The sequence below is a fragment of the Rhodococcus sp. 15-2388-1-1a genome (assembly GCF_002259145.1).
In the GTDB taxonomy this organism is placed as follows: domain Bacteria; phylum Actinomycetota; class Actinomycetes; order Mycobacteriales; family Mycobacteriaceae; genus Rhodococcoides.
The window spans coordinates 66,414-91,558 of record NZ_NPFP01000042.1 but is presented as its reverse complement, the minus strand read 5'-3'; the positions used below and the strand labels follow the sequence as shown (position 1 = coordinate 91,558).

Below are 25,145 nucleotides of genomic sequence, written 5' to 3'. Positions count from 1 at the left end.
TTCGCAGGCGCGGGTTCGCCCCCCGTGAGGTCCGCAAACGCGCGCGCACTTGTTAGACGCGCGCATTCTCGTCAGCGGTGACGGGCGATTCTGCGCGCGCCTGACTGACGCGCGCGCGTTTGCCCGGATCTGGCGTCGCCGCCTCGTCCCGCCGCTCACGAGAAGTTCGGCAGGTCTCCGCGTTCGAGGGCTTCGGCGAGGGTGGGTGCGGCTGTGTCCTTGTCGGAGAGCTCGTAGGTCAGGGGTGTGCCGTCGCGGGCGGTGGTGGGCCAGTCGATGCCCAGCGCGGGGTCGAGGGGGTTGATGTCGCGGTCCAAGGCCGGGGTGTACTCGAGGCTGCACAGGTACATGACGGTCGAGTTGTCTTCCAACGAGAGGATGGCGTGGCCGAGTCCTTCGGACAGGAAGACCGCTTTGCGGTCGATGTCGTCGATCAGCACGCTGTCCCATTGCCCGAACGTCGGTGATCCGACGCGCAGGTCGACGATGACGTCGAGGAAGGCTCCGCGGGCGCAGGTGACGTATTTCGCTTGCCCGGGTGGGTTGGTGGTGAAGTGAATTCCGCGCAGGACCCCGGCTGCGGAGACCGAGCAGTTCGCCTGCAGCAGCTCCAACGACCGCCCGGTCGTGGCCTCGAACGCCGACGCTTTGAACCATTCGAAGAACACTCCGCGGTCGTCACCGAACTGGCGTGGGGTGTATTCGTAGGCACCGGCAATGGTCAGTTCACGAAAGGTCATCGGTTCCCTCGGTCGATCAGATCCAGCAGGTAGCGGCCGTACCCGGACTTGACGAGTGTCTCGGCGCGCACGCGCAGTTCGTCGTCGGTGATGAATCCTCGTCGCCAGGCCACTTCTTCGGGAGACCCGATTTTCAGGCCTTGGCGTTGTTCGATGGTGCGCACGTAGTTGGAGGCGTCGAGGAGGGAGTCGAAGGTGCCGGTGTCGAGCCAGGCAGTACCGCGAGGGAGAACCTCGACCTGCAGGCGGCCGGCCTCCAAGTAGTGACGGTTGACGTCGGTGATCTCGTATTCCCCGCGCGCGGAGGGCTGCAGGTCGCGGGCGATGGCGATGACGTCGTTGTCGTAGAAGTACAGGCCGGGGACGGCGTAGTTCGATTTCGGGGCGGCAGGTTTTTCTTCGAGGGAGATCGCTTTGCGGTTGTCGTCGAATTCGATGACGCCGTAGGCGGTGGGGTCGGAGACCTCGTAGGCGAAGACGGCTCCGCCGTCGATGTGATCGAAGCGCGAGAGTTGGGTGCCCAGGCCGGGGCCGTAGAAGATGTTGTCGCCCAACACCAGAGCTGCGGAGTCGGTGCCGATGTGTTCGGCGCCGAGGACGAAGGCTTGGGCGAGGCCGTTGGGCTCGTGTTGGACTTTGTAGGTCAGTTCGATGCCGAATTGGGAGCCGTCGCCGAGGAGGCGGGTGAACTGGTCGGCGTCCTGGGGTGTGGTGATGATGAGGATCTCGCGGATCCCGGCCAGGATCAGTGTCGAGAGCGGGTAGTAGATCATCGGTTTGTCGTAGACCGGGACCAGCTGCTTGCTGACGCCCATCGTGATCGGATGAAGACGCGAGCCCGTGCCGCCCGCCAGAATGATTCCCCGCATGAACCCGCAGTCTTCCAGACCCCCCGGTCGACCGCGCGGTTGTGCCTGCCCCGTTTCCGCTGCGTGAGCTCCGAGGTGCACCTACGCTCGCCGCATACCCAGCCCTCCGAGAGAACCGAGGACAACGATCGTGACGAGCCGCACCCAGATCGAAACCGGTATCAGCCAGGTCACCGCTCTGCTCTCCACGGTCACCGACGTCGACCGCGCATCGGCCACGCCCTGCACCGAGTGGACCGTCGCCGAGCTGACGGACCACCTGGTGGACACCGCGGCCAACTTGGTGACCATGGCTCGAGGTGGCGAGATCGATTGGGCGGCGTCGCCCGAACCGTCGTCGGATCCGATTCCGCTGTGGACGGAGCGGACTCGCGAACTGCTGGCCGAGATCGATGCAGGTTCGCCGTTGCCGCTCGGCATGGTCGCTGCGGAACTCTCGGTGCACGCGTGGGATCTCGCGACCGCACTCGGTCGCGGCACGGACGACCTCGACCAGACGGTGGCGGAGGAGGGGATGGTGTTCATGTCGGCCAACATGACCGACGAACGGCGGGGCGGTGCCTTCGATCCTGAGCAACCGGCACCCGACAGCGCAAACGCGTACGAGCGTTTGGCGGCTTTCGCCGGGCGCACTGTCCGAGGCTCCTGACAGTTCCAGCGGTCGATCACTCCCACTGAATTCGGTAAGGCGAAGTTCCGGTCTCGGCGATCGGAGTCGGCCATTCGTTCGGCCACACGATCTCCGCGGCATCGTCGAGTAACTCTCGGACGTCGTCGACGACGGGATTCGGCGCGGGATAGTCGATCCCGTGGGGCCGTCCGTAATCGACCGCCCCGTCGAATTCGTCCACGTGGCCGACCGCGGCACGATCCGAGCTGCCACGATCGATGCCCGGTAGTGGCAGCGCGCTTGTGTGAGCGTTCAGCAGGTCATAGTTTCGCTGATCCTGATCGGCATACAGCCATGCCGCCCTGTTGAGTTCTGCACCCATTTCCCCGCAGTTGGCGGACAGGTGAACCTGCCGAGTGCGTGTCATCTCCTGAAAGCGTGCGAGATACGGCTGGAGTCGCTGCAGAATCTGCCCAATCACGTTCTCGCTCAGGCCTGCATGATCGAGCAGATAACGATGACTGGCCAGAGTGTCGCCGCCGATGCGATCGAGAAGATTTCCGAAGCCGGCTATTTCCGAGGATCTGGCGATCAGCGGTTCGGTCATTGCGTCTCGGTCCTTCTCAGTGACGAGACGAGGCCGTCGACGTCCTCATCGGAGAGTGCGTTCTCGACATCACGGTCGGCGAGCACGACGAAGACCGCGACCTCTGCCGTGGCGAAACCGGTAGTGGTGACAACGTCGAATGTGGCGCGGGGAGGAGGGCAGTACGGCGAATCCGGTATGTCTTCCACCAGGGCTGTGTAGCGGACAGCCGGGACTCCGTCGACCTGTAGATACTCGGGGTCGCTGATCTGAACAGTGGGTGCCAGTGACCCGTCTCGGTTGGTGAAGATCATCGACGCTTTCTGCGCTTCTCGATAGGCGAGGATCGTCAAGTCTCCGGCACGTCGACCGGTCATTCCGCTGATCGCCGAAGACTCGAACTCACCCCCCTCGCAATCGAATCGACCGTGGAGGCCCATTGCCCCGTACGTTGCGGTCGATCCGTCCTCGCCGACCCACTCCGAGAATCCGTCATTCCAGTTTTCCCAGTCCGCCGGTATTTCGTAGGTCCAGCCGAATTTGGTGGCGATGGGCTGCGGCTGGCCGTCGGGCACCTCGACTTTCGGTGGCGGCCGGTTCATGGACGGAAACCCCGGCGGCAGGGGTGGTGGGGGCGTGGTCGAGCCCGTGGGTTCCGGCGACACCGGAGGAAGGGCCTGTACCCCCTCGTACGGTTCCGGCACAGGCGGCGCAAAGTGCGGGATTGCCCACATCATCCCGAACAGCACCGCTACTGATGCCGCGAGACGCAGCAGTATGTATCGAAGACGCATCGTCACTCCCCCCGAAGTCGAACAGAAGCTAGCACGCGCGCCCGACATGATGGGTCGACCTCCGGACGCGGTGCAACTACTGCTCCACTCGAAGGTCTCATCGCCGGGATCCCCACAGCTGGGGCGTCGAGTGGAGCATTCCGTGCAGCGCAGCACCCCCGCTGGGATGGCCAGTGGACCCGACAAGAACGGCCCGCACGAGCCTCCGCCGGTAAAGTGCCTGTTCATGAGAATTCTCGTCACGGGTGGGGCCGGGTTCATCGGCGCGAACTTCGTACATCAGACCCTCGCGCAGCGCCCCGACTCCCAGGTCACCGTGCTCGACAAACTCACCTACGCCGGCAACAAGGCCTCCCTCGACCCGGTGGCGGATCGCATCGAGTTCGTGCACGGCGACATCGCCGACGCCGACCTCGTCGACCGTCTCGTGCGCGAGACGGACCTGGTCGTGCACTTCGCCGCAGAATCCCACAACGACAACTCGTTGACCGATCCGTGGCCGTTCGTGCACACCAACGTCATCGGCACCACCACCTTGCTCAACGCGGTCCGCGAACACGACGTCCGCTACCACCACATCTCCACCGACGAGGTCTACGGCGACCTCGAACTCGACGACCCGGCACGGTTCACCGAATCGACCCCGTACAACCCGTCGAGCCCGTACTCCTCCACCAAGGCCTCGAGCGACCTGCTGGTGCGCGCCTGGACCCGATCGTTCGGGGTCCGTTCCACCATCTCCAACTGCTCGAACAACTACGGCCCGTACCAACACGTGGAGAAGTTCATCCCGCGTCAGATCACCAACATCCTCAGTGGCTCCCGGCCCAAGCTCTACGGGGCAGGGCAGAACGTGCGCGATTGGATCCACGTCGACGACCACAACAGTGCCGTCTGGGCCATCATCGACGGTGGCCGCATCGGCGAGACCTACCTCATCGGAGCCGACGGCGAAGCGAACAACCGCACCGTCCTCGAAGCGATCCTCGAAGAGACCGGCAACGCACCCGACGCCTTCGATTTCGTCACCGACCGGCCCGGCCACGACCTCCGCTACGCCATCGACTCGACCAAACTGCGTACCGAATTGGGTTGGACACCAACGTATGTCGACTTCCGCGCCGGACTGAAGGCAACCGTCGACTGGTACCGCGAGAACGAGCAGTGGTGGCGACCGCAGAAAGACGCCACCGAGGCGGTCTACGCGGCGAAGGAGTCCGTCCTGCCGTAACCGACGCGGAGGCACGGTCACGCGGGATCGGCACTGTGGTGCATACTGCGTGGCGAACACAAGCAAGCCAGTCGCAATGGGGGAAGCCGGTCGAAATCCGGCGCTGACCCGCAACGGTGGGCCACTGATACAGGTGGCGAGCCCGATTACCCAGCGACCGGTGTGCGACACACCTATTCGTCGTGGTCTACGAATCGGCAGTCCTGCGCGTGGCCGCTTCGTGCTGCGCACCCGACTCTCATTTCGTGGCTCTGAGCTCCAGTGAGGTCCTCATGTCACGCTCCGCCCGCATCGCCGTTCTCGCCGCGGCCGTCCTTCTCGCGGGGTGCTCCCGCGGTGACTCACCGACCGAGTCTGCGCAGACAGCGCAGTTCGATCAGCCCGTGGAGGTGACCAACTGCGAAACCCTCCAGCGCTTCGAATCCCCGCCTCAGCGCATCGTGTCGATGAACGACCACGTCACCGAGGTCCTCATCGAGATGGGCGTGGCGGATCGGATCATCGGAATGGGGTATCGCAATGCCGTTCCGACGCCGGAGACCGCCGAAAAGTTCGCGTCGATAGAGGGACTCGCCGACGAGTATCCGACCAAGGAGCAAATTCTCGATCTCGAGCCGGATCTCGTCGTGGGCGGCATGCGCAGCGCGTTCGACGACAAGGAAGGGCGCTCGCGCGCGTCGTTCGCAGAGCTCGACATCCCGACGTTCCTGTTCTCCGAGTACTGCGGCGCAGGTCTTGCCGATATCGGCATGTTGGAGACGGACTACGCGCAACTGGGCGACATTCTGGGCGTGGCCGACGCTGCGCGGGACGTCACCGACGGCGTGGTCAGCGGGCTTACCGAGATCGACGACGCATTGGCAGGCGTCGCCCCCACACCCACGTTCTTCTACGATTCGGGCGAGAACGAGCCCACGACGATCGGGAGTGTGGGCGTCGGGCAACTGATCGCCGATCACGCCGGGGCCGAGAACATCTTTCCCGAGGGGGACCGGCCGTACTTGGGTACGACGTGGGAACTCGTCGGCGAACGGGCCCCCGAGGCCATCGTGGTCCTCGATTACGGCGATACGTCCGCGGAGGACAAGATCGACTTCTTGAAGAGTCAGCCGATCATGGCGACGACGCCGGCAGTGCAGCAGGACAATTTCGTGGTCGTTCCGCTCGACGACTTCTTCCAGAGTCCACGGCTCGTCGGAAGCGCCGAGACGATCGCGCGCTCGCTGCATCCCGATCGCTTCTGATGAGCGCAGTGCTGGACAGGCCCGCCGCGGCCCCGGTTCGGAGCACGCGATCGTCGCGCACCGGCTACTCCGTGATCCTGCTCCTCTCGTCGGCAGCGTTGCTCGCATCCATTGCGGCGGCCGTCTCGTTCGGGTCGGTGCGCATACCCATCGGCGACGTGTGGGCCATAGTCGCGCACCGTCTCGCGCCAGGCGCGTTCGAGTCGTGGTGGACCGAGGCGCGTGCGGCGATCGTCGTCGATTCGCGGCTCCCGCGGTCGTTGACCGCTGCGGTGGTCGGTGCGTCCCTCGCACTCGCCGGCGGCGTGGCACAGGCGGTCACGCGAAACCCGCTCGCCGATCCATACCTGCTCGGCGTGTCCTCGGGTGCAGGTTTCGGAGTCGTGATGGTGATGACGCTCGGTATCGGCGCGGGTGCGCTCGGCGCGTTCACCGTGCCTGGGGCTGCGTTCGTCGGTGCGTTGATCCCGCTGTTCCTGGCGCTCGCGATCGGCGGTCGCTACCCACAGTCGACGGCGATCGTCCTCGTCGGTGTCGCAGTGGGCAGCGTGTTCACCGCTCTCATCACCTTGACGCTGCTCGTGTTCGCGGACGAGCGAAGCCTGAGCGGTGTAATGCATTGGCTTGCCGGCGGTTTCGGTGACGCCCGCTGGTCGACGCTCGTGTTCCCCGTGCTGGCGTTGCTCTGCGTAGGAATACTCGTGATGATGAGCGCGCCCAGGATGGACCTGCTCAAAACAGGTGACGACGGCGCGGCCGCGCTGGGTATGAACGTACGTCGGTTCCGGATGATGCAACTGCTGGCCATCTCCCTGCTGGCGGGTGCAGCGGTATCGGTCAGTGGCGGAATCGGATTCGTCGGTCTGCTGGTGCCGCACCTCGCTGGATACGTCGTCGGCACCCGCGCCGTCAGGCTGCTGCCCGTGGCGGCGTTGTTCGGTGCGATAGCCCTCGTCGGTGCCGACACGCTCGCACGATCGATCACACAGAGCACCGAGGTCCCGGTAGGAGTGATCACCGCGCTCGTCGGCGCACCGATCTTCGTGTTCATGCTGTATCGCCGCTACGCACGGGAGATCCGATGAGACTGTCCGTGCGGGAATTGTCCTCGCGACTCGGGTCGCGAGAGGTGCTGCACAGGGTGAACTTCGACGTTCCGCCCGGCGAGGTGCTCGGTCTCGTCGGGCCGAACGGGTCCGGGAAGACGACAGCACTGCGGTGTTGTTACCGAGCTCTGACTCCCTCTGCCGGAACGGTTCTCGTCGATGGCGTCGATGCGCACACCATGAAGCGATCGGAGCTGTCGCGGACGATCGGGGTCGGGACCCAGGAGCCGCAGGCATCGGTCGGTCTGACCGTCCGTGAATCCGTAGCGCTCGGCCGCGTGCCGCACCGCGGCTGGTTCGACCGCCCCACCTCGTCCGACGACGACATCGTCACCGCGTGTATGGACCGCGTCGACCTGCTCACCTTGGACGGCCGCGACGTCGGTGCACTGTCCGGCGGTGAGAGGCAGCGGGTGTCCATCGCGCGCGCCCTGGCGCAGCAACCGCAGACCCTCTTGCTCGACGAGCCGACCAACCACCTCGACCTACGGCAGCAACTGATCGTGATGAACGCGATTCGCGACCTCGCCGCAGACGGGCTGGCCGTCGTCGTGACCGTCCACGATCTGCGGCTGGCGGTGGAGTACTGCCACAGTCTCGCCGTGCTCGACGGCGGGGCCGTGGTGGCGTCGGGACCGACCACCGATGTTCTCGACGATCGGTTGCTTGCCGACGTGTTCGGCATTCGCGCGACCGTCCGAACAGGACCGCCACCCACCATCGACATTCAGGGGCTGGCATGAACGCCTACGCGCTTGCGGCAGAACGAGTCCCGGGTCTGCAGCAGTACATCGACGGGCCATTCGATCTCTGTGCGACGGTCATGCTCGACGACGACTGGCTGCGGGCGCGGGTCGCCGATACCGGCCGCCGGTGGCAGTGCACCGACGCGCGGGTCAACGGAACGCTGTGGTGGTATTCGGCCAGCTCGACGATCGCGTTCCTTGCCATCGCCACTGCGATGGCCACGGGTGAGGCAGCAGATACACGGCTGGACGGCTCGCGCTGCTTCCTGCGTCCGGACGGATATCTGGGTGGAACGGTGTCGGACAGCGTTCTCGAGGTCGCGGCATTGCCCGCGGCAGTGAACGAGACGTTCACCGGCATCGTCGACGCGTTGTCGGCGGCCTCGGGGGTACGCAGGCAAGCGTTGTGGGCGATCGCCTCGGATTCGATCGCCAACCGAAGCTTGGATGTCGGTGCTGCGTTGGGTGATCGGTCACTCGGCAGCGACTTCGCAGAATGGCTGATCGGGGAGATGGCCGCGACACTTCCCGCGCCGCGTTTCGTCGACGTCGGTGGACGGCGGTTCACACGGCGTAGCTCGTGCTGCCTCCTCTACGAGACGAGCGGGGCGGACAAGTGCACCAGCTGTCCGCGTCGATCACCGTCGGACAGGCTGCGGGGCCTCGAGGCCGCCGCGCGATACTAGCTGCTGCGCGACATCCGGTGCCGCAGCAGCAGGTACACCGCACGACGCATGAACGACGTCATCAGAGCCTTGGCGTTGCCGATGCGAACGTCGCTGTCGGACAACAAAGTCGGGTCACTTGCCTGCAGTGAGCGATGGAAGTCCGCAGCCTGACGTGCCTGCTGTGTCGCCAGTTCCACGCTCCACTGTCCCGAGTTGATGCGGAACGAGGCCAAGGGCTGCGGAATTGCCACGATGTCGCCGCGTAGCGCTACTGCGATGAAGGTGGCCTGGTCGATCAGGTAGGGATGGCTGTTGTCCCACAGTCCGATCTCGCGGAGTTCCGACAGCTTCATCATGACGCCGCCGGGTTCGCCGAAGATGTTGGCACCGGCCCTAACTGCGGTTCTGGCGGCGACTCGACCCGAGACCGTTCCGTGCAGTCCGCCGAGCCCGCGGGCGGCGATGACCGTCTTGCCGTAGGCGTCGATCAGAGTCCGCTGCGAGGCGACCAGAACGGCGGACGGGCTGTCGTCGAAAGCCTGCACCTGGGTGGCCAACGCGGTGGGGGCGATGGTGTCGTCACCGCAGACCAGCTTGATCAGCTCGCCGGTGGCTTCCTCGGTGACGCGATTCCAGTTGGCCTGTGCACCGCCGCCGGCCGGGGTGGTCAGGAGGCGGATCCGTGGGTCGTCGAACTTCTGCGCGACGGCGAGGGTTCCGTCGGTCGACGAATGATCGGCGATGACCAGTTCGAAGTCCGTGAACGTCTGGGCGAGAATCGAATCGATGGTCTCGGCCAGGTACTCGGCGTTGTTGTATGCCGGGACGACTACGGAAACACGGGGGGTCATGGTGTGGGGGCCTGGCTCTTTCTGCGGAACGAGAAGTCGCGGTAGCCGAAGAAGCTGACGACTGCCATCACGGCTGTGACGACCAATTGTGAAGGGATGGGCGGGAAGTGGAAGACGGACACGGCGATCGTCATCAGGGAGATGTTGGCGACGAACGCGCCGAAGTTCACGACGAAGAACCGCAGCAGATCACGTAGGAAGTGACCCCGCACGCGGAACACCAGGTAGCGGTACATCGCAAACGCGCACAGCACGTTGCAGAGATAGCCGAGCACGATCGCGGCGTGGTATCCGTACTGCTCGCCGATCAGCAACTGCCACAGGATGAACCACGCGGTACCCAATGCGGTGTTGACGCCGCCGACGAGCAGGAACGCGATCTTCTGATTCTTGACGATGCGCATCAGCGGCCCGGGCGCGCCGTTCATGCCGGCCGGGGGAGCGGGAGTCTGTGGTTCGGTCATCGACCGACCCCCAATGCTTGACGCGTCGCGAACAGGGTCGACGCGATGCCGGCGGGCAATGTTCGGTGCGTTCGGCGATCGATCTGTGGCCAGACCGTCGACCGCAGCCGTAGATCGCGACCCTGGAACACTGCGAGTGGGGACGCCGCCAGCACCACGTTCGGTCGACGGCGGAACACCGTCCGGCACGCTCCGAGTATCGAGCCGATGGTGACGGCCTCACCGGAGGCGAAGATCTTGATCGTCGGCGAGAGTCGTTGCGTGGCCGACATGGCGAGGGTGTCGGCAACCATCTCGGCCGCGTCGGACACGTAGAGGTAGTCGCGCAACGTGTCCATCGGGACGTAGATGGAGACGGGGGAGGCCATGAGGTATCCCCGGCACAGGTGCGAGATCAGGCCCTGCGGTTTCGCGAGGTTCTGACCCGGCCCGTAGAGGTTCGCGAACCGGCCGATGGCCACGTTGATGCCGGTGCGTGCACCGAACTCGGTCGCGATGGCCTCGGACTGCAGCTTGGCGAAGCCGTAGTCGCCCAACGGAACCGGGCTCGTTCCCTCGTGATGTGGGGCACCTGTCGCGCCGGCGTAGACACCTCCGGCGGACGAGGCGAGGAACACGGTTCCGGTGCCCGCGCGGTCGGCGGCGACAGCCTCGATACGTGCCAGGACGGTGCGGATCAGGCCGTTCTCTTCGGCGAATTGTGCTGCGCTGGTTCCGTTCACGCCCGCGCCCGCAGCCCAGATCACGTTCCAGGTACCGTCGGTGAAGGAGTCGAAGAAGTCCGAACAGCGCTGCAGCAGAGCCTGTTCGGCGGACGCTGTATCCGACCACGGGATGGTGCTGGTGTGCACCCGATGCCCACGACGACCGGCCTCGCGGGTCACTGCAGCGCCGAGCAGTCCGCCGCTGCCGACGATCCACGTGTGCGTTGCGGTCACAACGGCGGCGTTTTTTCGGGCGATTCGGTCGATACGGCAGGCGCAGTGCGTCCGAGCGGGCCGTTTCCGGGATCGGTGACGATCAGGTACGGCGGCTTGCCCATGGCCGTCTTGACGTTCACGCCCACGTACTCGGCCACCACACCGAGGGAGAACAGTGTTGCCCCGAAGCCGAACAACAGGATCACCATCGTCGATGCCCAGCCTCGCACCTCGGCACCCGAATCGAAGACGAAGTACGACACCAGTACGTACGCCACCAGAATCAGGCCGAGTACGGCGAAGGCGATGCCGATGAAGCTGACCAGCCGCAGGCCCTTGGTGCCGCTCGAGAGCACCATCCGCCAGAAGTGCGAGAGCAAGGTGCGCAGTCGGTAGCCCGATCGACGGTCCACCTCTTCGCGCAACGCCACCGGGCTGGTCGTGACGTCGCCTGCGATCCACCCGAGTGCGATGTCCAGGTACGCCTCGGAACCGGCGTAGGCGGCGACGGAGCGACCGACTTCACCGAGCACCAGGCGGAAGCTCTGGTAGTCGACGGTGTTGTCCCCGGCCAGAGCCTTGGCGATCAGCCACTTCGAACCCTTGGAGGCTGCGTTGCGCCACATTCCGTGGGGAGCGACATTGGTGGGCTTGGCGTAGACGACGGTGGACTGCTGGTCGAGGGCGGTATCGAGCATGCCGCCGATGGCCGCCGGGTCGTGCTGGCCGTCCTCGTCCATCGTGACGATCCACTCGCCGCCGCTCGATGCCATACCGGCGAGCGTGGCCGGGTGTTGGCCGAAGTTGCGGCTCAGCCATACACCGCGCACGAACGTGTGCGCTGCGGTGAGCTGCCTGATCACTGCAGCGGAGTTGTCGGGGCCGTGATCGAACACGAGCAGAACTTCCTCGACGACCATCGGACGCCCGAGGGGAGTGTGCACCACCTGGGTCAACGGGATGATCTCGTCCATCAACGCGCTGAGCGTCCGTTCGCCCTGATAGACCGGAACCACGATGGAGATGCGGTGCGGATCAGCAGCAGCGTCGTCGGACATCACGAGGTCTGACCTTATCTGCTGGACGTCGTACTGCCGAACTCCGGAGAATTCGAGCTTCGGCGTCGTTGCACATCGAGCACCACGAGCCCGACCAGGACGATCACTCCGCCCGCCATCGCGGCCAGTCCGAGTCGTTCGCCGGGCGGCCGGAAGGTGATCTGCAGGTCTGCGTTCTCGGTGCCGGGTGGCAGGTCGACGTACAGGAAGATGTCGGCCAGTCCCTTCGTCTGCAGCTCTTCACCGTTCAGTGTCGCGGTGTAGCCGGGCCAGGCCAGACGCGAGAACACGACGCTGCCGCCGTTGGGTGCGCTGACGTCGACGTGCTCCGAGTCCGCGTCGGACGATCGGGGTTCGGCCGTGGCGTTCACGGTCGCGACGACGCGTCCCGACGACGCGGGAATCAACCCGTCGACGCGTTCGAGGACGTAGATCTGGCGAGCGGACTCGGGCGTGGGAGCGGTCACCCACATCCAGCCTGCGGGTGCGGGCCGGGAGTTCGCGAGCGGATACTGGTTCTTCTGCAGCACGATTCGATCGAGTTGCATCAGATCGGCGTACGTCTTGCCGGTGTACGGCTCGATCTCGAAGACTCGCTGGAAGGCGGCCGTGCAGGTCGATCCCTCGTGCTCGAAGCACAGCAGGTTGGCGAAGTCGAGATAGCCGACGGGAGTGTAGGCGTTGACGTAGTCCAGGCCCATGATCTTGGCGGAGTTGCCGTACACCTGGGAGTGCCAGGGCAGCCGGGGGTCGTCGGGTCCGTCGGCTGCGGTCTCGGTGAGCGCACGGCTGCCGAGTTGCAGGGTCGCGCCCTGCCACTGCGGGAACTCGGCCTTGGCCTCGGACTGGGACGCGGGCAGCCACCACTTGTCGAAGGGTGGTTCGTAGGTTGCCACCTGGTACATCGCGACCGGTGCGATCGTGACGAGGAGCAGCGCCGCCGTCGCCCGGGTGGAGAACCGGTGGGCCAGCAGCAGTGCGAGCGCGCCGACGAGCAGGATCGCCAGGGCAGCGAGGACGTGGCGACCGAAGTACTCCGGGCCCGACGAACCAGCGCGCAGCAGCAGCACCAGCGTCAGCAGACCGGCCGCGAGCAGCCGTGGCCGCAGCTTGTCCAGAGTTCCGTACCGGCTGATCAGAGTGACCACGAGAATCAGTGCGACGAGGGCGACGAACGGCAGAATGCGGGCGGGCCAGCGGATCGGCCCGATGTCGCTGGGACCTGCGGTGAAGATCAGGGCGAACGCCAGCATGATCAGCGGGGCAGCCAGCTCGCGCAGAGCCGCGGGCACCCGACGCCAGGCGATGAACGCCAGCGCGGGGACGACGAACCAGGCGATGTAGGTGACCGGCGACTCGGTGGTCTCGCCCGCCCAGGATTCGATACTCGTCACGGCGGTCGGGATGCTCGCGGTGAGCGATTCCGACCACGGCGCCGTCAGGAAGTTGTCGTTGAACGTGCCTTCGTCGCCGCTACGCCAGGTGACCGCGGACGTGAGCACTCCGGGCAGGAAGGTGACGGCTCCGCAGGCCGCGGCAGCGATGCCCACCGCGCACACCTTCAGTGCCGGACGCCACAGCCGCTGGAACAGTCGTTCGCCGATGGCGACGGATCCGATCATCACTCCGGCCATCACCGCGGCGTGGACGTATCCCACGCTGATGGCGAGGTAGAGAAAGACGAACGGCACGATCGGGCCGCTGCGACCGCGGGCGTAGGACACCGAGCTCGCCCACGCGTTCATGATCCACGCGGTGCCCATCAGTGCGGTCACCCACGAGGTGTTCTCGAAGAACAGCGTGAAGCCGACGAACGGTGCGCTGGCACCGGCGACCGCGGCCCAGTTGGCTCGGGCACCGTAGGCGAGAGCGACTCGAAAGACGCCCCAGGCCAACAGAATCGAGAAGCCGAGTTTGACGACCGTGGCCAGCAGTACCAGGTTGTCGATCGACGGCGAGATGTAATTGATCGCCATTTGCACCGGGTTCCACAGGCCGCCCTGGCCCTCGACGGGATAGTTTCCTGCCATCCACTGATCGAGCACCAGCGAGGGGAATTGCCCGTCGCGCATGATGCGTCCGAGTTGAAGCCAGTTGGGTACGGCACCCGATTCGGTGTCGTCGATGTAGAAGAACCGGGGATCGACGCTGAGAACCAGGAGATAACCGAGGACGACGACTGCAGCGACCGCTGCTCCCCACACGAGGCGCTCTCTCCTGCTGTCGGGCAGGGCGGCGCGCACGATCGGGGTATCCGTGGGGGTCAAGGGTCAACTCCGTGAGTTCGGGCAAAGACACTCGACTGTATCTCTCGAGGTGGCCGGGAACCGAAACCGCGGCGTGCGGACGAGCGGTGTCGTCGCCGGTCGACAAGGTTTCCATCGGTCGCGAGAGTCACCGTCGATCATTCGCTCGGATGATCGAGACCATCCGCTGGGCCGATGTGGATCGACCGCCGAGACCGAAGACTGTTCATCATGACTCGATACCACTTCATGGACTCGCTTCGCGGGTTCGCTCTGTTCGGGATTTTGCTCGTCAACGTCCTGGACATCACCGAGATCTCCGCCGAAACAACAGGCGGGGGCTTGCTCGACTACACGGTGCAATCCCGGTTCGTTCCGATCTTCACCCTGTTGTTCGGGGTGTCCATGTATCTGATCGCCGACGGTGCGCGTCGACGCGGTGTGGGTGCGTGGCAGCCGCTGATGTTCCGAATGCTCGGACTGGGACTGATCGGGGTGGTGCACTCGCTGGCGTACGGAGGTGACATTCTCCGCGCGTATGCGATCGTCGGACTGATTGTGATGCCGTTGGTCGTGTGGGCACCGGCCCTCGTCAACGTGGTCGTGGGCTGCGCCTTGACCGTCGCGAGCTTCGGTTTCTTCGGTGGTGGGTTCGACTCGTTGCCGGGTTTGCTGCTCGTGGGGGCGGGCGCTGCACAGCTGGGAGTACCGGCGATGATGGAGAAGTCCGCGGTGCCGGGGTTGGTGCTGACCTGCGTGGCGGGCGTGGCCGCGATACCGCTGATGATGTCCTACATCTCTGCGGGCGCCGGTGATCCACGCTTCTCTCTTCCCGGTGCTCGAGCCGGTCTGGCCATGGCGCTGGCATACATCGGCATCCTCGCGCTCGCGTGGCAGTGGGCCCCGATCCGCGCTGGGCTGCGAGCCGTGTTCGATCCACTCGGCAAGATGTCCCTGACGAACTACGTATCCGCGTCGTTCGTCGTACTGGCCGCTGCCTGGGGGTTCGGATTGTTCGAGGCCGAGTCGGTGTACCCCGCGCTCGGCATCGCACTCGTCGTGATCACCGTTCAGTCCGTGCTGAGCCGTATCTGGTTGTCGCACTTCCGCTATGGACCGCTCGAATGGGTCCTTCGGGCTTTGACCTGGCGAAATCGGCCACCCTTCCGTCGCCGTTCGGCTCGGACGACAGAACTCGGCGCGGCGTGCGTCTGACGGATCGGTCGGGGGCTGTGCAACCATGGTCAGTGGTCTTCTTGTCGACACGGCCGCACATGTTCATCGCTCGAACTGTCATTACTCGAACCGGATGGGGTACTTCTCGGTATGGACGGCACTGCTCTCGATCGTCTCGGCTCCGCATCGGATGTGTCGGCTGTTGCCGGCGGTGACGGTGAGCCCGAACTGACAGTTCAGAGACTGCTGTTCGACGGTCCGTCGCCCCTGGTCAGTGCCGATATGTACAGCTCGGTCGGCAAGGGCAATGCCGAGCGCACCCGCACGGGCGTTCGTATCGCCAAGCGCAGCGTGCTGCACACCAACAGCTACTTCGGACGGTTCCCGGCCAGCTACTGGCAGCGGTGGACCACCGTCACCGAGGTGGTGTTCCGGGCGACCGTCGCCGGTGCGGGTCGGATCGATCTGGTGGCCACGGACTACAAGGGTCACGAGCGCACGATGGCCAGTACAACGGTCGATTCCGCGAACGCGTCGACCCAATTGGCCGTTCCCGTCGCCACGACGCAGTTCCTCGACGGCGGCGCGCTGTACGTCCGCTTCACCACCACGTCGAGTGAGTTGTCGGTGCAGGACGCGGAATGGACCGTCGCCGCGCCGGAGAAGCTGCGTCCCACCTCGGTGGTGATCTGCACGTTCAATCGCGCCGACGACTGCGCCAACACCGTCGCTGCCATGGCCGACGATCCCATCGCTCTGCTCGGGGTCGACAACGTCTACGTCGTCGATCAGGGCACCGATCAGGTGCAGACGCGCGAGAAGTTCCAGCGCGTCGCGGCCGAGCTCGGTGACAAGCTCGTCTACATCACTCAGCCCAACCTCGGCGGGGCAGGCGGGTTCACCCGTGGCCTCTACGAGGTGCAGGGCAAGGGCGGCGATCCGGCCAACGTGATCTTCATGGACGACGACGTGCTGTGCGAGCCCGAGGCGATCGTGCGCATGAACTCGTTCGCCAACATGACCGTCGAGCCGGCGATCATCGGCGCGCAGATGCTGTACCTGCTGCACCCCGATCGTGTGCATGTCGGTGCCGAGGTGGCCAACCTGCAGAAGCTCGAAGCCGGAGTGCACGTCAAGAATGCGATCTCGGACAAGAGTGCGTTCAAGCGCAAGCGGCAGCAGGACGTCCGCGTCGACGCCGGCTACAACGGGTGGTGGTCGTGCCTCATTCCGTCCGAGATCGTCGGGCAGGTCGGCTACCCGCTGCCACTGTTCTTCCAGTGGGACGACATCGAGTACGGATACCGTTCTCGTGCAAACGGATTCGCTACCGTAACGCTTCCGGGCGCAGCGGTGTGGCATGCCGACTTCGCGTGGAAGGACTGGGACGAGTGGCACCGCTACTTCAACCTGCGCAACGGCATGATCACCGCGGCCCTGCACATCGAACTCGACGGGCGCGCGCTCGCCAAGCAGCTGTTCACCGATCTGCTGCGGTACCTGGTGTCGATGCAGTACGGCATGGCGTACACGCTGATCAAGGCCGTCGAGGACTTTCTGGCCGGCCCCGATCATCTGCTCGACGGCGGAATGGACGCTGCCGGTTCCATCCGGCGTGAACGTGCCGCATACGGAGAAACCAAGCGCCACAACGCGAACGACGTTCCCGGAGTGCGTCCGGCGGATATGTTCATCACTCCGGCGGGCCCACCGCCGAAGAAGAGCATGGAATTCGCCGTCCTGGCCAAGCGCGTGCTCAACCAGTGGCGCGGCACGGTGAATCCCGGTCCTGTTGCCATCTCCGCGGACGACGCGCACTGGTGGCACGTCTCGCTGTTCTCGCACGCGATCGTCACCGATCGCTCGCAGGAAGGTGTGCGAGTTCGCAAGCGCAACAAGGCGCATGCGTCCGAGCTGCTCAAGCGCGGGGTGACCGCACTCAAGCGTTTGCGCATCGAGACGCCGACGGTTGCTGCCTCGTACCGTGCCGCCGTGCCGAAATTGACGAGCCGAGAGAACTGGGCTCGCCTGTACGGCCAGTAGCTATTTCGAGCCGACGACGGGCGCTGTGCGAATGCGCACGACGACCTGCTCGTTGTCGGCGGTGTAACCCAGGTAGTCGAACTCGGTACCGGTGCGTGCGACGAATTCCGTCCACGCCCGGTACTCGTGGTTGCGCCAGCCGGGGAAGTTGAAGTACTCGTCGAACACGATGACGGTGCCCACCGCGAGTCGGTCGGCCACCAGATCCAGCACGGTGACCGTCGACGAGTACAGGTCTGCGTCCAGGTGCAGGAACGCCAACTTCTCGTGGTGACCTTTCAGGAAGCCCGGAAGCGAGTCCTCGAACAGACCGGGGACGATCTGCGCCCCGGGCACCTCGGGGATGGTATCCTGCTCGAACAGTCCTTTCGGAAAGCCCGTACGCCAGGCCTCGGGAAGGCCGGAGAACACGTCGAATCCGGCGACGACGGTGATGTCCTTGCGCGCGCTCAATTCCTCGGCGATGATCTCGAGCGTCGTGCCGCTGGCGACCCCGAATTCGAGGGCCATGCCGCGAATGGAGACCTCGCCGAGCGCGAATCGCAGCGTGGCGTGCGGCCGCAGGAACGTCGGGGCCTGCGGCATCATCTCTTCGGCGAATTCGGCGCTCTGAGCGGCCGCTTCGACGTCGGACGCGTACGGGATGTCGCGACGCATCCGCATTTCGAGGCCGCGGATGAAAGCGTGGAGATCGTCGATCTCACGGCGTTGGCGTTCGAGGACGTCGAGCAATTTCGCCTGCTGATCGTTGGTCTGCTCGGCCAGCTGGGCGGTCTGCTGAGCCAGAACCTCGCCGATCGCTCGTTGAAGCTTCTCCCGTGCCGACGACTTGATGCGATCAGCGAGCTTCCGAGGTTCCGTCATGGGCACACGGTAGCGGTATCACGTGGGTGCGCGCACCCCTTGGAGGCAGCGTCAGGGTCGGCGGAAGTGTTCCCGACGCCCCAGCCCGCGCAACCGGAACCACTCGGCCAGACCCTTCGGGTTGCGGGTGGTGATCAGGAAGAACCAGGTGAAGCGAATCCACTCCTGCGGCAGCAGCTTTCGCATGCCGGGCTGCGACATCAGGTAGCCGCGATTGCGGTACGTGAAGTAGCGCTTGGTCGCGTCGTCCGGGTACTGCGTGTGCATCCGGCCACCGAGGATCGGCTTGAACTCCTCGGCCCCGTTGGGGTGGACGTAGGCCGCAGTGAGGCAGGTGCCGAACTTCAGGCCCGAGCGCTGCAATCGACGGTGTACTTCCACCTCGTCGCCGCGCACGAACAGCCGTAGATCGGGCACGCCGACCGCGTCGATCGTCGACGCCTTGAACAGTGCTCCGTTGAACAGCGATGCGATGCCTTCGAGGAGGTCGTCATCGGGATTCTCGGGGTCGATCAATTCCGAACGCAGCCGACGCCACTCGACGCCGCGACGTAGCGGAAAGGCCAACCGGTCCGGGTCAGCGATGTCGCAGACGACGGGGGAGACCTCGTCCAATCCGTGGGTGAGGGCGCAGTCGTAGAGAGTCTCGAGTACCTTCGGGCCCTCGGGGCGCCCGTCGTCGTCGGCGAGGAACACCCAATCCGCACCGAGCGAGAGCGCATACAGAATTCCGAGGGCAAACCCGCCTGCGCCGCCCAGATTGTGCTGCGAACCGAGATACGTCGCCGGCAGGTCGATCGATTCCACCAGTTCGCGTACGGCCGGCTCGTCGGCATTGTCGACGACGACCAGATGATCGAGCGGACGCGTCTGTGCGCCGATGACGTCGAGCGAGAGAGCCAACAACTCACGTCGCTTGTGCGTGACGATGACCCCGATGATCCGGTCAGGCACCGGCTTGCCCATCCGGTCGTTCCGCAGGCGTCACTCCCGCTGCGTCTTCCCGCTCGATCTCTTTCAGGATCTGCGCGACGTGGTCTCCCGCGTCATTGCCCTCGTATGCGCGCACCACGTCCTCGATCCCGCCCTGCTGCCGCACCTGACCGTGATCGATCCACATCGCGGTGTCGCACAGCTGGGCCAGGAATTCGTTGGAGTGGCTGGCGAACACCAGGATTCCCGATCGTTTCACCAACTCCTGCAGGCGAAGCCGAGCCTTCTTCATGAATTCCGCGTCGACGGCTCCGATGCCCTCGTCGAGCAGCAGGATCTCCGGATCGATGCTGGTGACCACGCCCATCGCGACGCGCACGCGCATGCCCGTCGAGTAGGTACGCAGCGGCATGTCGAGGTAGTCGCCGAGTTCGGTGAAGTCGGCGATCTCGTCCATCTTCGCGAGCATCTGCTTGCGGGTCTGCCCGAGGAACAGGCCGCGGATGATGATGTTCTCGTAGCCCGAGATCTCCGGGTCCATACCGACGCCCAGATCGAACACCGGCGCGACGCGGCCGCGGATGGTGGCGCTGCCCCGCGTCGGCTCGTAGATGCCCGAGAGCAGACGCAGCAGCGTCGACTTGCCCGCACCGTTGTGTCCCACCAGTCCGACGCGATCGCCGTCCTTGAGGTTCATCGTGATGTTCTTGAGAGCTTCGACGACGACGACGTCGGAGGAGTTGCGGTCGATGGCACCGCCGGCCTTGCCGAGGAACGCCTTCTTCAGTGACCGCGTCTTGGCGTCGAAGATCGGGAAGTCGACGCACGCGTCGTGGGTGCTGATGCTGATGGACAACTCGAATACCCCTAAACCCAGTAGGGCACGCGGGCCCGGTACTTCTTGAGTGCGACGATGGCCAGCGCCCATCCGACGACGGTGAAGCCGAGCACGATGTACCAGTGGTACGCCTGCTGATCCTCGCCGATCAATGGGGCCCGGATGATGTCGAGGTAATGGAAGAGCGGGTTGATCTCGACGAGCTTGGCGCGGTTCGCGGCCTCGCCGCCCATCGACTCGAGTCCCGAGGTGGTCCACACGATCGGCGTCATGAAGAACATCAGCGTGACGAAGCTGTTCAGGATCGGTGCGATGTCGCGGTAGCGGGTGGCGACGATGCCGAACAGGATCGATACCCACACCGCGTTCAGCAGGATCAGAACCAGCGCGGGGATCGCGAAGATCACGGTCCAGTGCAGCCCGCCGGGCGGCCAGAAGATCGCGATGATGATCACGTAGATCAGCATGTTGTGGCCGAGCAGCAACAGCTGGCGCCACACCAGGCGATAGACGTGCACACTCAACGCGCTCGGCAGCTGTTTGATCAGTCCCTCGTTCGCGACGAAGACGTCTCCGCCTTCGAGAATCGCGGCACTGATCAGACCCCAAACGATCAAGCCGACAGTGACGTGCGGCAGGAACTCGCGCAGATCGATGTTGAGCAGAACCGAATACAGCAAACCCATGGCGATTGCCTGCACACCGGTGGCGATGGTGATCCAGAACGGACCGATCACCGACCGGCGATACCGCTGCTTGATGTCCTGCCAGCCGAGATGCAGCCACAGTTCGCGCTGGCTGAAACCGGTTCTCAGGTCGCCGAAAGCGCGCCGATAAGTCTGTGAGTCCGAAACCGGAGCAGTCATGTGAGCTCCTGCCTCGCTCTCGGGATCCTTCGCTGGTGCCGACACGACGGTCGACACTACCTCTCTTCGGAGACTGCGCTCATTCCGAGCTTGCTACAGATACTGGCCGGTACCGCCGCCGCCGTGGCCCCCGCCACCCTGGCCGCCACCCGGAGCGCCCATCACACCGGGAGGCAACGCACCCTGCCGCATCTGTTCGAGTTGAGCCCGCGCGGCCATCTGCTGAGCGAACAGGGCCGTCTGGATGCCGTGGAAGAGGCCTTCGAGCCAGCCGACGAGCTGAGCCTGCGCGATGCGCAGTTCCGCGTCGGTGGGGACCACGTCGTCTCCGAAGGGCAGTACCAGGCGCTCGAGTTCGTCGCGCAGTTCCGGTGCGAGGCCCTGTTCGAGTTCGTGGATAGACGACTTGTGGATTTCCTTGAGCCGCGTCCGGCTCGCGTCGTCGAGCGGTGCGGCGCGCACCTCCTCGAGAAGTTGCTTGATCATCGTGCCGATGCGCATCACCTTCGCGGGCTGCTCGACCATCTCCGACAGGCCCGAGCCATCGTCCGATCCGTCGTTCGCGGAGGATCCGGCGGCGCGAGCCGCAGCGGCCGTCGCTTCCTCGCGGCTCAGGGCGAGTGGTTCTCCATTGGGGCCGATCACAACGACATGGTCCTCGGATGCGCTGTTCGGCTCGGATTGAGTCATATATCCATCTTTACGCGTCGCTCGCCGTTGCGCGATCGTCCGGGGCGATTATCCTGGTTCGGTCGTCGGGAACAGTGGAGGCCGGGAGGATCGAGCGTGCGAGGTGGGCAACCGTTCCCTGGGGAAACAGGACGTGGAACACATGCTTCACCGGTCGGCGCTTAGAGTGTCCGGCATGGGTTACGACGTCGCACGAGTGAGAGGTTCCATCCCCTCGCTCGGTGACGGGTGGATTCATCTCGACCCTCAGCTGGGCATGCTGATCCCGGACCGTGTGTCGACCGCTGTGTCCACCGCATTTCGGCACAGTGCCTCCAATCATTCGGCCGGCAACACCTCGGCCAAGCGCAGTGCAGCTCTGCTGGAATCTGCTCGCGTCGCGATCGCCGACCTGGTCGGTGCCTACCCGTCCGGCGTGGTCATCGGTCCGGACCGCGCGACGCTGCTGTCCTGGCTCGCGGATTCGATGAGCTCGCGGCTGGGGCTGGGAACCGGTCTGGTGCTCTCGCGTCTGGACGAGGAAGCGAACGTTGCACCGTGGCTGCGGGTCGCCAGCCGCTCGGGCGCGCACGTGCGATGGGCCGAGGTCGAGATCGATACGTGCGAGTTGCCCACCTGGCAGTTCGACGACCTGATCACCTCCACCACTCGGCTCGTTGCGGTCACCGCGGCGTCGCCGATCGTCGGTAGTGCGCCCGATGTTCGGGTCGCGGCGGATCTGGTGCACGAGGTCGGTGGCCTGATCGTGGTCGACGCGGCCGGAGCTGCCCCGTACGCCCACGTCGACATCAAGGAACTCGGGGCCGACATCGTCGCGATCGACACGGCCGCGTGGGGTGGGCCGTCGGTCGGTGCGCTGATCTTCCGCGACCCGACGCTCCTGGAACAGCTGCCGTCGATGTCGTTGAACCCGTCGGCCAAGGGACCCGAGAGGCTCGAGGTCAGCGCCCATCAGTACGCATTGTTGGCGGGCGTGGTCTCGTCCATCGACTACCTGGCAAATCTGGACGACGCAGCCACCGGGACGCGTCGCGAGCGCCTCGAACTGTCGATCGGATCGTTGCAGCACTACCACGACGGTCTTTTCGATTACCTGATGAAGGCGCTCGATTCTCTCGACCACGTCATGGTGCTGGGCAACGCACCGACGCGCATCCCCACCCTGAGCTTCACCGTCGAGGGCATGCCCGCGGTGAAGGTGTCCGAGCAACTCGCGCAGGCCAGAATCGGCAGTGTCAGCGGAGTCCACGGTGGCAGTCGGTTGCTCGACGCGTTGGGCGTCAACGACGAGGGTGGTGCCGTCACCATCGGTCTGGCTCCGTACACCACCCGCTACGAGATCGATCAGCTCGTCAAAGCGCTCACTGCGCTCGCCCTCTAGAGCGGCTTCGCCGCACGTGCACGAGGAGCCTCCGGGTCGTTCCGCAGGCTCCACTCCGGCCTCGTAGCCCACTACGAGGTTCCGCGCACGACCGCCGACCTGCGCGCTACTGGATTCGCAGGATCACTTTCCCGATGGTCTCGGCCTCGTCGAGCATTCGATGTCCTTGCGCTGCTTCGGTTATCGGGATCTCGGCGTGCACGACGGCGGTGACGCGGCCTTCGGAGATCATCGGCCACAGGTGTGCGGTCATGTCTGCGACGATGTTCGCTTTGCTCGACGGCCCGGTTTCGGGTCGGCCACGCAAGCCGGCTGCGTGTACCGAGCCACGCTTGGCGAGGAGTTTTCCGAAGTTCAGCTCGCCCTTCACGCCGCCTTGCATACCGATGGTGACGACGGTGCCGTCCATGGCCAATGCGTCGAGGTTGCGGTCGAGGTACTTCGCTCCCATGTTGTCCAGAATCAGGTCGGCACCGTGATCCTGTGTCTGTGAACGGATCTCGGTGACGAAATCCTGGTCCTTGTAGTCGATCAGGATGTCGGCTCCGAGATCGGCGCACATGTCCAGCTTGTACTTCGATCCGGCGGTGACGGCGACGGTCACGCCCATCTGTTTGGCCAGTTGGATTGCGTGAGTGCCGATTCCGCTGCCGCCGCCGTGAACGAGCAGTACCTGCCCCGAACGCATGTGTGCATCCATCACCAGGTTGGACCACACTGTGGAGGCGACCTCCGGAAGTGCCGCTGCCACATGTAGATCGAGGCCCCGAGGAATGGGAAACAGCTGAGTGGCGGGTACGGCGACCTGCTCGGCGTAGCCACCGCCGGCCAACAGAGCGCAGACCCTGTCGCCGACGTTCCAGCCGCTGACGCCCTCGCCGAGTTCGGAGATGATGCCCGAGCACTCGAGACCGAGGATGTCACTGGCACCCGGAGGCGGCGGGTAATTGCCCTGACGCTGCATCAGATCGGCGCGGTTGACGGCGGTGGCCGAAACATCGACGATCACCTGCCCGCGGCTCGGACGTGGGTCGGGGACCTCGGTCCATTCCATGACGTCGGGATCGCCGAATTCTCTGAGTGTGATGGCACGCATGTCTCCATAGTGCGCCTCCACTGCCGCAGGCACTCCTACAGGTCCCAGAGATTGATCCCGAAGTCCTCGGCATGCGTGTCGATCTCGGCGAGTTCGGTCTCGGTGAAGTCCAGGTTCTTCAATGCCGCCACGTTGTTCTCCAGCTGTTCGACGCTCGATGCGCCGATCAGTACCGAGGTCACGCGCGGGTCGCGCAGGGCCCAGCTCAGGGCGAGTTGCGCGAGGGATTGGCCGCGAGTGGCGGCGATGTCGTTCAACGCCCGGAGATGCCCGATGTGGTCATCGGTGAGCCAGTCCGGATTCAGTGATTTACCCTGCGCTGCGCGCGAATTCGACGGGACGCCGTCGAGGTACTTGTCGGTGAGCATGCCCTGCGCCAGAGGTGAGAAGGCGATGACGCCCGCGCCGACCGCATCGAGGGTGCCGAGCAATTCGGGCTCGATCCAGCGATTGACCATCGAATAACTCGGCTGATGGATCAGCAGGGGAACACCCGCATCGGCGAGCAGGTCCGCCATCTTCTGCGTGCCCTCGGGCTTGTACGAGCTGATGCCCGCGTACAGGGCTTTGCCCTGCTGCACAGCGCTGATCAGTGCGCCCGCAGTCTCTTCGATCGGGGTGTCGTGGTCGGGGCGGTGGCTGTAGAAGATGTCGACGTGGTCGAGTCGCATCCGGGTCAGCGATTGTTCGAGCGAGGACAGGAGGTATTTGCGGGAGCCGCCGAAGCCGTAGGGGCCGGGCCACATGTCCCAGCCGGCCTTGCTGGAGATGATCAGCTCATCGCGATATCCGGCAAAATCCTCCGCGAAGATGCGACCGAAGTTCTTCTCCGCGCTGCCGTACGGCGGGCCGTAATTGTTGGCCAGATCGAAGTGCGTGATACCCAGATCGAATGCGCGACGCAGGATTGCGCGCTGGTTCATCAGCGGTACGTCGTCACCGAAGTTGTGCCACAGTCCCAGCGACACCGCCGGAAGTCGGGGGCCACGTGAGCCCACTCGGCGGAAGAGCATAGACTCGTAGCGGTCGGCGGCGGCAACGTACGGCGGGTCGATGTTGGGATCGGTCATTCTTCGACCTTAGGGCGCTGTACCGAACAGGGCCTCGAACCGCGTCAACCTACTC

General features: G+C 64.9%; 25 protein-coding genes and 1 riboswitch. Of the genes, 9 read left to right on the top strand and 16 right to left on the bottom strand.

The features are described 5' to 3' along the window. Positions 1-155 precede the first annotated feature (155 nt). Positions 156-740 carry a dTDP-4-dehydrorhamnose 3,5-epimerase family protein gene (locus CH302_RS23455; RefSeq protein WP_037187225.1) on the bottom strand — a complete coding sequence of 195 codons (585 nt, stop codon included), beginning with the start codon at positions 738-740 and terminating at the stop codon, positions 156-158. Then, positions 737-1,609, bottom strand: a complete 873-nt coding sequence (gene rfbA / locus CH302_RS23450; protein ID WP_037187227.1) for a glucose-1-phosphate thymidylyltransferase RfbA — start codon at positions 1,607-1,609, stop codon at positions 737-739. Before rfbA ends, CH302_RS23455 begins: the two co-directional genes overlap by 4 nt. Before the next feature lie 130 nt (positions 1,610-1,739). On the opposite strand from rfbA, the gene CH302_RS23445 reads away from it, so the two are divergent. After that, complete coding sequence (locus CH302_RS23445; protein ID WP_052047300.1) at positions 1,740-2,258, top strand: maleylpyruvate isomerase family mycothiol-dependent enzyme; 519 nt, start codon at positions 1,740-1,742, stop codon at positions 2,256-2,258. Positions 2,259-2,274: 16 nt separating this feature from the next. On the opposite strand, the gene CH302_RS23440 is transcribed toward CH302_RS23445, so the two are convergent. Both CH302_RS23440 and CH302_RS23435 read right to left on the bottom strand, forming a co-directional pair. Then, on the bottom strand, positions 2,275-2,826 hold the full coding sequence (locus CH302_RS23440) for a hypothetical protein (protein WP_052047301.1): 552 nt from the start codon (positions 2,824-2,826) through the stop codon (positions 2,275-2,277). Beyond that, complete coding sequence (locus CH302_RS23435; protein ID WP_052047302.1) at positions 2,823-3,599, bottom strand: hypothetical protein; 777 nt, start codon at positions 3,597-3,599, stop codon at positions 2,823-2,825. Before CH302_RS23435 ends, CH302_RS23440 begins: the two co-directional genes overlap by 4 nt. A gap of 226 nt (positions 3,600-3,825) precedes the next feature. On the opposite strand from CH302_RS23435, the gene rfbB reads away from it, so the two are divergent. The 5 genes from rfbB (at position 3,826) to CH302_RS23410 (ending at position 8,612) form a co-directional block, all read left to right on the top strand. Then, complete coding sequence (gene rfbB, locus CH302_RS23430) at positions 3,826-4,830, top strand: dTDP-glucose 4,6-dehydratase (protein WP_037188736.1); 1,005 nt, start codon at positions 3,826-3,828, stop codon at positions 4,828-4,830. Positions 4,831-4,884: 54 nt separating this feature from the next. Next, a riboswitch (cobalamin riboswitch) is annotated at positions 4,885-5,003 on the top strand. Between the two features lie 99 nt (positions 5,004-5,102). Next, positions 5,103-6,074, top strand: coding sequence for an ABC transporter substrate-binding protein (locus CH302_RS23425; RefSeq protein ID WP_037188737.1), 972 nt, complete (start codon positions 5,103-5,105; stop codon positions 6,072-6,074). After that, a complete protein-coding gene (locus CH302_RS23420) occupies positions 6,074-7,159 on the top strand; it encodes a FecCD family ABC transporter permease (protein WP_037187230.1) in 1,086 nt (361 codons plus the stop codon). The genes CH302_RS23425 and CH302_RS23420 overlap by 1 nt, the downstream gene beginning before the upstream one ends. Continuing rightward, positions 7,156-7,923 carry an ABC transporter ATP-binding protein gene (locus tag CH302_RS23415; RefSeq protein WP_037187232.1) on the top strand — a complete coding sequence of 256 codons (768 nt, stop codon included), beginning with the start codon at positions 7,156-7,158 and terminating at the stop codon, positions 7,921-7,923. Before CH302_RS23420 ends, CH302_RS23415 begins: the two co-directional genes overlap by 4 nt. Next, a complete protein-coding gene (locus CH302_RS23410; RefSeq protein WP_037187235.1) occupies positions 7,920-8,612 on the top strand; it encodes a (2Fe-2S)-binding protein in 693 nt (230 codons plus the stop codon). The genes CH302_RS23415 and CH302_RS23410 overlap by 4 nt, the downstream gene beginning before the upstream one ends. Here the strand turns inward: CH302_RS23410 and CH302_RS23405 are convergent. From CH302_RS23405 to CH302_RS23385, 5 genes are read right to left on the bottom strand one after another with little or no spacing between them, the layout of a single operon-like run. Next, positions 8,609-9,445 carry a glycosyltransferase family 2 protein gene (locus tag CH302_RS23405; RefSeq protein ID WP_037187238.1) on the bottom strand — a complete coding sequence of 279 codons (837 nt, stop codon included), beginning with the start codon at positions 9,443-9,445 and terminating at the stop codon, positions 8,609-8,611. The genes CH302_RS23410 and CH302_RS23405 overlap by 4 nt on opposite strands. Continuing rightward, positions 9,442-9,909, bottom strand: a complete 468-nt coding sequence (locus CH302_RS23400) for a GtrA family protein (protein WP_037187241.1) — start codon at positions 9,907-9,909, stop codon at positions 9,442-9,444. Before CH302_RS23400 ends, CH302_RS23405 begins: the two co-directional genes overlap by 4 nt. Then, positions 9,906-10,847, bottom strand: a complete 942-nt coding sequence (locus CH302_RS23395; RefSeq protein ID WP_037187244.1) for an NAD-dependent epimerase/dehydratase family protein — start codon at positions 10,845-10,847, stop codon at positions 9,906-9,908. The genes CH302_RS23400 and CH302_RS23395 overlap by 4 nt, the downstream gene beginning before the upstream one ends. Then, the gene (locus tag CH302_RS23390; protein WP_170945866.1) at positions 10,844-11,887 is read right to left on the bottom strand and encodes a glycosyltransferase; all 1,044 of its coding nucleotides are present in this window, start codon (positions 11,885-11,887) and stop codon (positions 10,844-10,846) included. Before CH302_RS23390 ends, CH302_RS23395 begins: the two co-directional genes overlap by 4 nt. Positions 11,888-11,901: 14 nt before the next feature. Continuing rightward, positions 11,902-14,154: a hypothetical protein gene (locus CH302_RS23385; protein ID WP_230596141.1), complete on the bottom strand. Its 2,253-nt coding sequence runs from the start codon at positions 14,152-14,154 to the stop codon at positions 11,902-11,904. Between the two features lie 210 nt (positions 14,155-14,364). On the opposite strand from CH302_RS23385, the gene CH302_RS23380 reads away from it, so the two are divergent. After that, entirely contained in the window at positions 14,365-15,348 is a 984-nt protein-coding gene (locus CH302_RS23380) for a DUF418 domain-containing protein (RefSeq protein ID WP_037188744.1), read from the top strand. 111 nt (positions 15,349-15,459) lie between these two features. Next, positions 15,460-17,352 carry a glycosyltransferase gene (locus CH302_RS23375; RefSeq protein WP_082323462.1) on the top strand — a complete coding sequence of 631 codons (1,893 nt, stop codon included), beginning with the start codon at positions 15,460-15,462 and terminating at the stop codon, positions 17,350-17,352. Here CH302_RS23375 and CH302_RS23370 read toward each other — a convergent pair whose 3' ends face one another. The 5 genes from CH302_RS23370 to CH302_RS23350 are packed head-to-tail and all read right to left on the bottom strand — an operon-like array spanning position 17,353 to position 21,543. After that, positions 17,353-18,216, bottom strand: a complete 864-nt coding sequence (locus CH302_RS23370) for a TylF/MycF/NovP-related O-methyltransferase (RefSeq protein ID WP_037187247.1) — start codon at positions 18,214-18,216, stop codon at positions 17,353-17,355. A gap of 51 nt (positions 18,217-18,267) precedes the next feature. Further along, positions 18,268-19,182: a galactofuranosyltransferase GlfT1 gene (gene glfT1, locus CH302_RS23365; RefSeq protein ID WP_037187250.1), complete on the bottom strand. Its 915-nt coding sequence runs from the start codon at positions 19,180-19,182 to the stop codon at positions 18,268-18,270. Further along, a complete protein-coding gene (gene wzt / locus CH302_RS23360) occupies positions 19,163-20,005 on the bottom strand; it encodes a galactan export ABC transporter ATP-binding subunit Wzt/RfbE (RefSeq protein WP_052047304.1) in 843 nt (280 codons plus the stop codon). Before wzt ends, glfT1 begins: the two co-directional genes overlap by 20 nt. A gap of 11 nt (positions 20,006-20,016) precedes the next feature. Further along, positions 20,017-20,898: a galactan export ABC transporter permease subunit Wzm/RfbD gene (gene wzm / locus CH302_RS23355; RefSeq protein ID WP_037188751.1), complete on the bottom strand. Its 882-nt coding sequence runs from the start codon at positions 20,896-20,898 to the stop codon at positions 20,017-20,019. Between the two features lie 48 nt (positions 20,899-20,946). Then, positions 20,947-21,543, bottom strand: coding sequence for a bacterial proteasome activator family protein (locus CH302_RS23350; protein ID WP_037187254.1), 597 nt, complete (start codon positions 21,541-21,543; stop codon positions 20,947-20,949). Between the two features lie 175 nt (positions 21,544-21,718). On the opposite strand from CH302_RS23350, the gene CH302_RS23345 reads away from it, so the two are divergent. Next, on the top strand, positions 21,719-22,924 hold the full coding sequence (locus tag CH302_RS23345) for a cysteine desulfurase-like protein (RefSeq protein WP_037187257.1): 1,206 nt from the start codon (positions 21,719-21,721) through the stop codon (positions 22,922-22,924). Between the two features lie 106 nt (positions 22,925-23,030). On the opposite strand, the gene CH302_RS23340 is transcribed toward CH302_RS23345, so the two are convergent. Next, complete coding sequence (locus CH302_RS23340; protein ID WP_037188754.1) at positions 23,031-24,020, bottom strand: NAD(P)H-quinone oxidoreductase; 990 nt, start codon at positions 24,018-24,020, stop codon at positions 23,031-23,033. A 35-nt stretch (positions 24,021-24,055) separates the two neighbouring features. Beyond that, positions 24,056-25,090 (bottom strand): L-glyceraldehyde 3-phosphate reductase, encoded by a 1,035-nt coding sequence (mgrA, locus tag CH302_RS23335; RefSeq protein WP_037187260.1) that lies wholly within the window; start codon positions 25,088-25,090, stop codon positions 24,056-24,058. Between the last annotated feature and the right edge of the window lie 55 nt (positions 25,091-25,145).